Source organism: Methylosinus sp. RM1, from assembly GCF_011378635.1.
Taxonomy (GTDB): Bacteria; Pseudomonadota; Alphaproteobacteria; order Rhizobiales; family Beijerinckiaceae; genus Methylosinus; species Methylosinus sporium.
The window spans coordinates 198,070-207,841 of record NZ_WOVC01000004.1 but is presented as its reverse complement, the minus strand read 5'-3'; the positions used below and the strand labels follow the sequence as shown (position 1 = coordinate 207,841).

Sequence of the window (9,772 nt, the reverse complement as noted above, 5' to 3'; positions counted from 1 at the left end):
CGCCTTCTCGGCCACGCGCCGCGGCTCGAGGAAGCAGGGAAAATAGGTTCCCTTGCGGAGCTTGGGGATGCGCAGCTCCACCGTTCCGGCCCGGGTCTCCCAGTCGCGATCGCGATAGCCGTTGCGCTGGGCCAGCCGATCGGGCGACCGCTCGCCGAGCGCGGCGCCGGTCTTGGCGCCGATCTCCAGCTCCATCAGCCGCTTGGCGGCGAAACCGATCATCTCGCGCAGGAAATCGGCGTCGGGGGACTTTTCCAGAAGCGCCCGCAGGCTCATCATCTCGTCGGTCATCGGTGGGTTCCTCGGTTGCGTTGAGATTCGCAAACCGACCCTAACCGGAGAATCGCCGGTGGCCGCCGCAAGCCGCTCGCTCGCTACGGCGCTATGAAAAGCGCGCGTCGCAAGCGGCTTGCTCCCGAGCTGCTACACCACCGGTGGGGGCACGACCCGCGTAGGTCGGCGCCGGTACCGGAATCTTTGCTCCGCACGACGAATCTCCTCGATCCAAGTGGCGCACCGCCTAACCCCCGAAGAAAGTCAGCTTGGCGCGAATACGGACATTATCTGCATAAAAATCTCTTACGCCTTTCATTAAGTCATATAAAATACCGCGATTCTCGTCGGGCAGTCGTTAAGAACGGAAAAATGCCTGAGTTCCCAGAAGTGGTCATCTCGACAGCCGCGACGACGAAAGCGGTGCATAGGGCCTTGGCCGCCGGTCGCCTGCGCAAGTTGGCTAGCCGTCTCTATACGTCGAACTTGAAGGACGCGCCGGAAACGATCGTCCGTCGGAACCTATGGCACATCGTCGCGGGCTATTTTCCGGAGGCGATCATTGCCGACCGCACGGCGCTGGAGCACAAGCCAGCAGGTGACGGATCGATTTTTTTGATCGTCGATGGGGGGCGGGACGTCGATATTCCAGGGATCAAGTTGCGCCCGAGAAAGGGCGCCGGCCGGTTGGAAGGCGACTTCCCGATGCGTCCCAACCTTTTGTGCAGTTCTCCGCCGCGCGCATACTTGGAGAACATGCGAACATCGCGCGCCCGTTCCGGCGTTGCGCGCACTTTGAAGCGTGAGGAGATCGAAGATCTTCTGGAACGCTTCCTACGGGAATCCGGTGAGGACGCCATCAACAAGTTGCGCGATCAGATAAGGAAATTGGCGCCCGCCTTGGAACTCGAAGCCGAAGGCGCCGATCTGGACTCCATCATTGGCGCATTGCTCGGAACGCGCGACGCGCGCCTGACGGCAGCGTCGGCCAGGGCCCGGCGAGCGGGAGAACCGTTCGACTCTGCGAGAATCGCCCGGTTCGAATTGCTGCATGACGAGCTTCGACGGTTGGCGCCTGCGCCGCCTCGCTTTTCCTCCTTGGGAGACAAGGCGCTCGTCAATCTGGCGTTCTTCGAGGCCTACTTTTCGAACTTCATCGAAGGAACCGAGTTCGAAGTGGACGAGGCCCGCGACATCGTCTTCGAAAACCGCATTCCATCGATGCGCCCTGCGGACGCGCACGACATTGTCGGAACTTTCCGGGTGGTCTCGGACCGGGCGGAGATGGCCCGTGTGCCAACCAGATTTGAAGAGTTCATCGAGCTTCTGAAAGCCAGACATGCGGGAATAATGGAGGCTAGGCCCGAGAAGCTTCCAGGAGAATTCAAAAAGTTGCCCAACCGCGCCGGCGTCACGTCGTTCGTGAGTCCCGAAGATGTCGTTGGAACGCTCAGGGGAGGGTTCGACATCTACCGACGGCTCGATGCGCCGTTGGATAAGGCGATCTTCATGATGTTCTTGGTTTCCGAGGTGCATCCGTTCGCTGACGGAAACGGACGAACCGCTCGAATCATGATGAATGCCGAGCTCGAGTCGGCGAGAGAAACCAGAATAATTGTGCCGACGATCTATCGGTCGAACTACTTGGCGGGGCTCAAGTCATTGAATCTCGGCGACAATCCGACGACGCTGATCAGGACGCTCGATTTCGCGCAGAGATACACCTCGTCGATCGATTGGAGCGATTTCGAGACGGCCCTCGCCGTGCTTAGAAAGACCAATGCTTTCGTTCGTCCGGAAGAGGGCGATTTGTTCGGTATCCGTCTGCGCTTGGCGATTCCTGCGGATTTCGCGGACGAAAACGACGGAGGCGACGGAGCGGGAGGAGGCGCTTCGGGAGGACCGTGAATGGACACAGAGGCTGTCAAGCCGAATTCTGGTCGTTGGGGCGACCTACAAATTGAGCGGAGCATTTTCGCACGCTGACGGCGAGATTCATGCATGCCGAGGCGGACTGATAGCTGGAAATCGTGACCGTTCGACCGGCGCATACGCCGGGACAGTGGCATGGCCAAGCTCCGCCCGGCCACAATGAGGCTGTTCGAGGACTGATCGACGCTTCTCGGGCTGGGGCTGGGCCCTTACGGATCACGTCTGTTGACGGCCCTTTGATGTCGGAGACAAGCTCCGCGCCTGCGTCCATGAACATGCCGTCGATCGTCACGGCGGCGGCAACCCTCACTTCCGCAGTATTGCCGCGTTTGCCGCGGAGGCGGCGAGACGCTCCTTGGCCGCCGCGATCTTCTCCGCGTTGCCTGCATACACCTCGTCGAGATACTCGTCGATCTCAACCGGAGACGTCTCGCGCGACCGCATGTAGTCCAGGAGGACGGCGAACGATTTCTCCTCCATATCTTCTTTCGAAAATTCGTATTCCGCTGGATGCAGCTTGCCGAGGAATTCGTCGAAGCTGTCGGCGATGGGCACGAGCACTCGATGTGTCCATTCCTCTATCAGGAGGACGATGCGAGGATTTTTTCTGGATTCCCGATAGTCGAAACAGAACCTCCATGCGCTGCCAGTGTCGCTGAACCAGAATACCAGTGGCATGTATTCCATGGTCTTTCTGGCATGGAAAAACATATCATCATCTTTGATTTCGTGATTATTGAAGCAAATGAAGCCACCTATTGCTACTTTTTCACCAACATATTGAGTAAGACTATTGTAAGTTTCAAGCATATCTGGCACGATAACGCAATCATCACAGATGACACCGTCTCTTCGTGCAGCCAGATCCTTGTAGGAAGCCGGGATGACGACACCGAACTCCCGTTCGAAGTCAGCGATCAACACCGGATCGATCCGCTTTCCATATCGAAGAGTGAGCTCTTCCGTTTTCATGTCATCCATCCTTCCGATTAGTCTGCATGCATCGGTTCATGCTGGATCCGCCCACATGCGAGACTTTATGAAGATTTTCTGGCACAAGTTGCATCCTACCCGGCTGCTGATGATGATGCCAAGCGTATCCTTTGATCTTGTGTACACCGATTTCAATGTCTCTCAGTTGGAACAGCGAAAATCCAAGTCTCGCCTTGTATACAGGATCGCTATTTATCATCCCACGAAGGGTCTTGGTGGCCATGGCCATTTGCTCTTGTGGTCCCACGGCGAAGAATGCGGCTCGGTCGGGGACCGTCAGATCGACAACGGCGACATTGTCGAAAATCGGAAACCCTCTCGCGTCGAAGGGAATGCTTCGACGGACTATCTTGGAGCGGTCCAATCGGGGGGAGCCGTGGTTACAAAAAACCGGTCCTATTGACACCGATCGTGGCTCGGTATATTCGGTCCCAATGGAACCGAATTATGGTGATGTCGTGGGTGATTTTCTGCATCTGAAGCTGCCGCAGGTCTCGTCCGCGCAAGCGGCGGAGATCGTCGGCGTCGGCTATGAGGGCTTCCGCTCCTATCTGAAGCGGGGGCTGCTGGGCCGCGTCGGCATGTTGCCGGGTTTCCATCGGCCCGGCGGCGACGCGCACGACGATCCCGCGCCGCGTCAAAAGTGGCGGCGGTTCGGCTTCATTGATCTGTGCCTGATGCGGACGGCCAAGCTGCTGATCGACGCCGGGGTGAGCTTCGAGGACGCGAACTCCGTCGTCTCGAAGCCCGAGATGTGGAAGCGGATGGCCCGTGATCGGGAGCCGGTGGACCGGTATGTGCTGGCTTCGCCCGCCTGCGGGATCCACATGATCTTCGATCGCGACGACATCCGTCATCTGCCGGATCGCCTCGCGGAGGCGCGGGCGCACGGCGCTTTCACGCTGGTCCCCCTCGGGGATGTTCAGCGCTACGTCGTGGAAATGCTGGCGCGCGAAGTGGTGTAATTATGGGTGTTGATGAATGAATCAGGTTCATCCGAACACAGGGCCGTTTGCGACGGAGGAGGAAGAGCTGCGTGAGGTCGTGTCACGACTCGCGGAGGCGCTCGATCCGTTGTCAATTTGGCTGTTCGGCTCCCGCGCTTCTGGAACGCACCGTCCCGACAGCGACTTCGATCTCCTTGTAGTAACCAAGGTGGAGGACGGCGAGGACGGTCGCGATTACGACCGCGCCTACGCTCCCATTTGCGGACTCGGCGTCGGTTGCGACGTGATTCCCATCAGGATTGACGATTTCATCGACGAGCTGGATGATCCAACGAGCATGTTTGCGGAAATCGTCAGGACGGGAGTCAAAGTATATGGCCGCCGACAAGGTCGACTCGTTACTGATCGGCGCGAGGCGAGCAAAAAGGCGCCGCCGATGTGCGAATCATCGAATCGGATTTTCGCATGGGCGGCAGGGGACGCCGAAACTCCGTTCGAATACGGAACCTCGGAAGGAGATGACATGGGAAGTCTTTTGGATTCGTTGATCGAACGGCGCGCGACCTTTCCGGAATTGCAAACGCTTTTGCAGCGCATCGAAGGCGTATACCATCCCGTCGACATTCTTCTATTCGGCAGTCGCGCGAAAGGGAACGTCGATGAAAACAGCGACTGGGATATTCTCGTCATCCTGCCGGACGACGCCGACAAGTCCCTCCTGGATCCGATGCTCGGATGGGAAACGCAAGTGAATTCTGGTGTTTATGCCGACGTACAAGCCTGCTATGAAAGCGAATTCATCGCGGATTTGAACGTGGCGAATTCGCACGCGCGGGAGATCATCGACCATGCCATCCGACTCTCCTCGTCTTGACCTTCTCATCGCCAATGCCTTGCGCTTGGCTGCCAACGACAGCAGGGATGCGAGAACATTGAGAAAGACGGGTAGTCGCAATGCGGCCTACCTTGCCGAACAAGCCGCCGAAAAACTGCTGCGTGCGCTCCTCACTTCCGAGGGCGTCGACATCCAGCGTCAGGATAGTCATCGGCTGGACATATTGGTGGACAAGCTCCCCTCGGGACATCCGTCGACAGAGCAACTTAAGAGAATCACCTTTCTCACGATTTTTGCAACGACTTACAGGTACCCAAAAACAGGCGGGAGGCTGCCGCCTGAACCGGATTGGCGCAAAGTGGACGCCGCTATGGAGACGGTGGATGTAATGATTGCGGAAGCAGCCGATCATTTCGGTGTTGACTTGTCGGCAAGCGACTCCACGCCCGCCCAAAACATCGACCCGATGCGGTATCGAGATGACGGCTCCGGCGGTGGAGCATCCGGCGGACCTCGCTGACATCCAGAGGCGACGGAACGACGCACGGACTGACGGTCGTTCCGGGACTGAGCGCGGGAACGAAGGATCTGGACAAGAAGGATTGGGCCGTACGATCCTCGCGACCGGCGTGCAATACGACAACCGGTTTTGCTCGATCATCAGGATCGAGAACCGAAAGATCGGACATTGGCGGGATTACATGGACTCCCTCGCGGCGTGGAACGCCTTGACGGCGCGGGCAGGAAGGTAGGCGCCGACTTTATCCAAGACGTTCGAGATGGCTGATCAGGATGTCGCGGCTCGATTGGAGGCAGTCGATTTTCTGGCCGAACCCGGCGAGCACACGCCGCAACGTCGCGCGCACTTCGTCGCAGGATTCAAAGAATCAACGGCTTGGAACTCGAGCCTTGTGAACCTCTCCACGTCAGGTCTCGTCACATTCACACGCCGCCGCGGCCTGCTGCCACTTTGTTCGAAGATATTCGGATTTTGCGACCACTTCTGGAAGTATTTGGCCTGAAAGCTTGGTTCCTGCCAAATGCCTGCAAAAGATCGGGTTGGCGAGATCGACCACGGCCTCAAAGATCGGAGCGCCAACTTCGCCCGCGTCGAGAGCGTCAACGATATGGGGGATCACGCCTGCATCCTTGCGGCGCGCAAGTCCCGAGATTGCCTCTAAACGCGTGTCGGGGTCGGCGTCCGCTAGCCTTGATCGAAGCGCTTCCCTGATGTCGGCGTTGTCCGCTTCGATTAGCTGTCCGAGACCAAAGGTGGCCCAATCCCGTATGTCCCTGTCCTCGTCGTTTGACAGTTCGATCAACCCTGCTATCGCGACGGGGTCTTCTTGCGCCGACAGTGCTTGGACGACGGCATAGCGCACCGACGACAGGGGATGGCGGGCGAGCGGGACGACCGCAGGGACGGCCTGCGGATCGTTCAAGTGCCCGAACGCGAAGCAGATCGAGGCGAGCATCTCGGGATCGGCGCCACCCGAGAGTTCCCGGTCGAGCATTTCCTTCAGCAGGCGGAAACGCTCGTCGCGGAGCAACTCCAAGGAAGACCCCAATTGACCGAGGACCGCGGCTCCGACAGCCCGTTCATCTGAGTCGTCGCTTTTGCAGAAGGCTTTGCAGATATCGAGTACGGCCTCATCGCCGTTCCGCTGCAAGGTCGCTATCGCATCCCATGCCGGCGTTAGGACGCATGAGTCTTCTGGGTCGGGGTCGTTGATATGCGCCACTGCGGTCACGAAGAGGTCATGAATCTCGCTTTCCGTCAGCGTCTGTTTGCCTTTGGTTGCCATCGAAGCATCCCTGACTGTCGAGAATCACATGCAAGAGCGACAAGCTCGTCGGATATGTTACCGAGATCGAAGAACGACAAGTATAGGCGCATGGCCACCTCCTAAACTCTCGAACGGGCCGTTGCAATTCCTCGATGTGCGTAGCATTACATGGAAGCGACAGGCACGGCCTCGACGTGGGCATGGCGCAGGGAGCCGAGTGGGTCGGCTGCCGCGCCTCGTTGCCCGTGGCGCAATAAGCGGCGCGCGTCGCAAGAGACCGTACAGTCCGCCCTTGTGGCTCGAATTCTTCATCGGAGCAAGAATGGCTATCTCGTCATTGCGCTTGGCCACGAGCGACGATGCGGACCGGCTCGGCGCGATTCATGTGGCGTGTTGGCGGGAATCGTACGACCGCATCCTTCCGAGAGAAATGCTGAGCAAGTTGACCGTCGAAGGTCGAGCCGCCATGTGGTCAAAGATCCTCGCCGATTCCGACGCCGCCGCCGGATCCGCTGTTTGGATTGCCGAGAACGACGGGCGGATGGTCGGCTTCGGATCCTGTGGACGGCAACGCGACCAAATGCTGATGGAGCGAGGTTTCGACGCGGAAATCAGCGCAATCTATATTCTTCGGTCATGCCAAGGCGCCGGCGTCGGTCGAGCCATTATGGGCGCGATGGCTTCGCTGCTGAGAGAGCGAGGAAATCGTGCGGTCAGCCTTTGGGTGCTTCGAGAGAATGCTCCAGCCCGCGGGTTCTACGAGCATCTGGGCGGCGCCGTTGTAGCCGAGCAGGAGGATGCGAGGCCGGAGGCTACTCTCGTCGAGGTGGCCTATGGATGGCATGATCTTCGTTCCCTGATCGGCTGACGCTGCCGGTGGCCTCTCCTCTCCGCCGACGCTACGTTAGCGAGTCCCGAGCGTGGGACAGGATATCGCCTCGCGAATCGATGCTATAGATTTCCGAGAAGCCCTCCTGAAACGTCGGCGCCTCGAGCAGTTCGGCCACGGATTCGATCGCCTCGCGAGGAACGCGCTCGTCTTCCGGACGACTCGCGTTCCTCGCCAGAGCGACGCTCAGTGGCGTGTCCATCCAGATCGCGAAAACGGGAATGTTTCCGCTGCCTGCAATTTCGATCGCGCGTGCTCGATGCCGAGCGGCGGGCAGAGCCGCATCGAACACGGCTGCCGGCTCACGAATAATGGTTTTCGACAATGTCCTGATCCAGTGGGTTTTGCCGGCTCCCTGCAAACCAAAAACGACGTAGAGTCTCTCGATCGCCTTTTCGGTGACCGCCGCCGACAATTGCAGATAGCACTGCTCCCAAGCGGCCTTGCTGCGCTCGGGGCTCCAGATTCGCGGCTGGCCCAGAAACGAGTCGGGATTGATGTAGATCACCTACGCCTCGCACCGCGTTAGAATTCACCTTCTTGAATTTCCATCGCACATCAAAACCCTGTTTGGAGACATGCCATCTTTGAACAGATATCTTCAATATAAGGCAATTCAATAAAAATTGAAATTTCCATTTATTCTAAAATAAAATGATAATCGTTATGTGTCTACAAGCGGAGGGCATATGTAGATGTTAAAGAAATTTATTTCCATCATGTGCTTGGCGCTGTCCCTATCGATTCCAACAATGACGAATTCAGCTCGGGCTGGGATATTCAAAAAGGCCGGATTTGTCGCCGCCGTATTTGCTGGAGTCGAGGCGCACGAAATCGCAGGAGCCACCATCGCTGTATTTGTAGCTGCTAATACGCCGGCTTACAAGAATACTACCGCGCATTTAGCAGAGCTACTGAACCGCCACAAACTGATCGGCATACCGGCGTTTGAGCGGGGAATCGAGAAGGCAATTCGCGAGTATCCCTCCTTTGCGGAGCGAGCGCCGATCATTCGCGACGACGTGCTTATGGCGGCTCGAGAACTCGAAACTGCCAAGAGCGCCAACAAGGAAGGAGCCAAGACCAGATCTAACTCGCCCTTTGATAGCGATCCCAGAGACGGCAAATGTCGCGCGGTCGGGTGGATCGACCCGAATACCGTGCGCTTTTCGCAGGACTCTATCAAGGGATCGTTCAGTGACGGTAAAACCGTTCAAATGCTGATCGACGGATTAAAATCTGGAGCAATTAAACCTGACTTGATTCCGGCGATTAATGTATTCGAGCGCAATGGAAATTTATTCACACTTGACAATCGTCGCCTATATGCATTTAGACAAGCAGGATTAAAAATAAAATATAAGATGGTTCCTTACGATCCAACGGACAGTGAAATTCTGCGCAAAATGACCACAAAAAACGATGGGACTTCCATTCGTATCAGGGGTGAAAAGGGATGCCAATGAATTCGGAGAATGGCCCGAACAACGCCACGGAGATGTCTGCGTATCTGCGCGAAATGCTGCGCGAACTCAAACAAGAGCCAGACCGATGGGAAAACGTGACGTTAGAGGCGTACCTCGAGGCGCTGTCCGCCGCTTTCGAGGATCATCAAGGCGTCCTGCTGAAAGGACATGAATCTGGATCGATCCCCTATCGAGTATTGGCCGAACTGCTTTCGACTGCAACCATTTACGAATGAGAAAAGGCGCGAGTCCATCGAAGACGCCTCGCTTCTGGAAAGCCGGATCGTGGTCGGCATGCTGCACGAGCAGCCATGCGGCGCTTTCCACACCGAGGGTGAATTTCGAGAGGGACGGCCATCCCGACCTTGCGACGATCTCGTCGACGGTTCTGGCGTTTTCATTGTCGATTTTTCTCGGCGCCGCCGCAGCGTCCGCGAGGGTGGCGCCGCCCGGTCCAGGAAAGCAGGCGGCCTCCCTCACGCGTGTTCGTGCGAGCTGGTCGAGTTCCACGCGCCTCAGCAGGGTGTGGGAGACGCAATCGACGGTGCTCAGATCGCATCGGTCCGCGAAGGCCTCTTCGAATGCCCGCGAGAGTTCAGAAGCAAAATCCGACGCCGCAGCCCGGTCTGACGGACTTGGCTCGGCGCTGG

At 57.8% G+C, this 9,772-nt stretch carries 12 protein-coding genes; 7 read left to right on the top strand and 5 right to left on the bottom strand.

Annotation, left to right across the window (positions count from 1 at the left end; genetic code table 11):
- On the bottom strand, positions 1-291 hold a 291-nt coding region (locus tag FMZ75_RS04350; RefSeq protein WP_207783274.1), incomplete at its 3' end, for a transposase.
- Between the two features lie 354 nt (positions 292-645).
- On the opposite strand from FMZ75_RS04350, the gene FMZ75_RS04345 reads away from it, so the two are divergent.
- Complete coding sequence (locus FMZ75_RS04345) at positions 646-2,181, top strand: Fic family protein (RefSeq protein WP_166141451.1); 1,536 nt, start codon at positions 646-648, stop codon at positions 2,179-2,181.
- Positions 2,182-2,511: 330 nt separating this feature from the next.
- Here FMZ75_RS04345 and FMZ75_RS04340 read toward each other — a convergent pair whose 3' ends face one another.
- Positions 2,512-3,177, bottom strand: coding sequence for an SMI1/KNR4 family protein (locus FMZ75_RS04340; RefSeq protein ID WP_166141450.1), 666 nt, complete (start codon positions 3,175-3,177; stop codon positions 2,512-2,514).
- A 1-nt stretch (position 3,178) separates the two neighbouring features.
- Entirely contained in the window at positions 3,179-3,604 is a 426-nt protein-coding gene (locus tag FMZ75_RS22115) for an HNH endonuclease (protein WP_370464665.1), read from the bottom strand.
- 52 nt (positions 3,605-3,656) lie between these two features.
- On the opposite strand from FMZ75_RS22115, the gene FMZ75_RS04330 reads away from it, so the two are divergent.
- From FMZ75_RS04330 to FMZ75_RS04320, 3 genes are read left to right on the top strand one after another with little or no spacing between them, the layout of a single operon-like run.
- A complete protein-coding gene (locus tag FMZ75_RS04330; protein ID WP_166141448.1) occupies positions 3,657-4,163 on the top strand; it encodes a hypothetical protein in 507 nt (168 codons plus the stop codon).
- 16 nt (positions 4,164-4,179) lie between these two features.
- The gene (locus FMZ75_RS04325) at positions 4,180-5,019 is read left to right on the top strand and encodes a nucleotidyltransferase domain-containing protein (protein ID WP_166141447.1); all 840 of its coding nucleotides are present in this window, start codon (positions 4,180-4,182) and stop codon (positions 5,017-5,019) included.
- The gene (locus tag FMZ75_RS04320; protein ID WP_166141446.1) at positions 4,994-5,500 is read left to right on the top strand and encodes a HEPN domain-containing protein; all 507 of its coding nucleotides are present in this window, start codon (positions 4,994-4,996) and stop codon (positions 5,498-5,500) included. The genes FMZ75_RS04325 and FMZ75_RS04320 overlap by 26 nt, the downstream gene beginning before the upstream one ends.
- Before the next feature lie 406 nt (positions 5,501-5,906).
- On the opposite strand, the gene FMZ75_RS04315 is transcribed toward FMZ75_RS04320, so the two are convergent.
- Positions 5,907-6,785 carry a HEAT repeat domain-containing protein gene (locus FMZ75_RS04315; protein WP_166141445.1) on the bottom strand — a complete coding sequence of 293 codons (879 nt, stop codon included), beginning with the start codon at positions 6,783-6,785 and terminating at the stop codon, positions 5,907-5,909.
- Positions 6,786-7,089: 304 nt separating this feature from the next.
- On the opposite strand from FMZ75_RS04315, the gene FMZ75_RS04310 reads away from it, so the two are divergent.
- Positions 7,090-7,635, top strand: coding sequence for a GNAT family N-acetyltransferase (locus FMZ75_RS04310; RefSeq protein WP_166141444.1), 546 nt, complete (start codon positions 7,090-7,092; stop codon positions 7,633-7,635).
- 31 nt (positions 7,636-7,666) lie between these two features.
- On the opposite strand, the gene FMZ75_RS04305 is transcribed toward FMZ75_RS04310, so the two are convergent.
- Positions 7,667-8,164: an ATP-binding protein gene (locus FMZ75_RS04305; RefSeq protein ID WP_166141443.1), complete on the bottom strand. Its 498-nt coding sequence runs from the start codon at positions 8,162-8,164 to the stop codon at positions 7,667-7,669.
- A 187-nt stretch (positions 8,165-8,351) separates the two neighbouring features.
- On the opposite strand from FMZ75_RS04305, the gene FMZ75_RS04300 reads away from it, so the two are divergent.
- Both FMZ75_RS04300 and FMZ75_RS04295 read left to right on the top strand, forming a co-directional pair.
- Entirely contained in the window at positions 8,352-9,122 is a 771-nt protein-coding gene (locus FMZ75_RS04300) for a hypothetical protein (RefSeq protein ID WP_166141442.1), read from the top strand.
- Positions 9,119-9,358, top strand: coding sequence for a hypothetical protein (locus FMZ75_RS04295; protein ID WP_166141441.1), 240 nt, complete (start codon positions 9,119-9,121; stop codon positions 9,356-9,358). The genes FMZ75_RS04300 and FMZ75_RS04295 overlap by 4 nt, the downstream gene beginning before the upstream one ends.
- The last annotated feature ends 414 nt before the right edge of the window (positions 9,359-9,772 follow it).

Excerpts from the sequence above, each read along its gene's own strand:
- FMZ75_RS04345 (WP_166141451.1), top strand. The coding sequence starts at position 646 with ATGCCTGAGTTCCCAGAAGTGGTCATCTCGACAGCCGCGACGACGAAA.
- FMZ75_RS04340 (WP_166141450.1), bottom strand. The coding sequence starts at position 3,177 with ATGAAAACGGAAGAGCTCACTCTTCGATATGGAAAGCGGATCGATCCG.
- FMZ75_RS04325 (WP_166141447.1), top strand. The coding sequence starts at position 4,180 with ATGAATCAGGTTCATCCGAACACAGGGCCGTTTGCGACGGAGGAGGAA.
- FMZ75_RS04320 (WP_166141446.1), top strand. The coding sequence starts at position 4,994 with ATGCCATCCGACTCTCCTCGTCTTGACCTTCTCATCGCCAATGCCTTG.
- FMZ75_RS04315 (WP_166141445.1), bottom strand. The coding sequence starts at position 6,785 with ATGGCAACCAAAGGCAAACAGACGCTGACGGAAAGCGAGATTCATGAC.
- FMZ75_RS04310 (WP_166141444.1), top strand. The coding sequence starts at position 7,090 with ATGGCTATCTCGTCATTGCGCTTGGCCACGAGCGACGATGCGGACCGG.
- FMZ75_RS04300 (WP_166141442.1), top strand. The coding sequence starts at position 8,352 with ATGTTAAAGAAATTTATTTCCATCATGTGCTTGGCGCTGTCCCTATCG.
- FMZ75_RS04295 (WP_166141441.1), top strand. The coding sequence starts at position 9,119 with ATGAATTCGGAGAATGGCCCGAACAACGCCACGGAGATGTCTGCGTAT.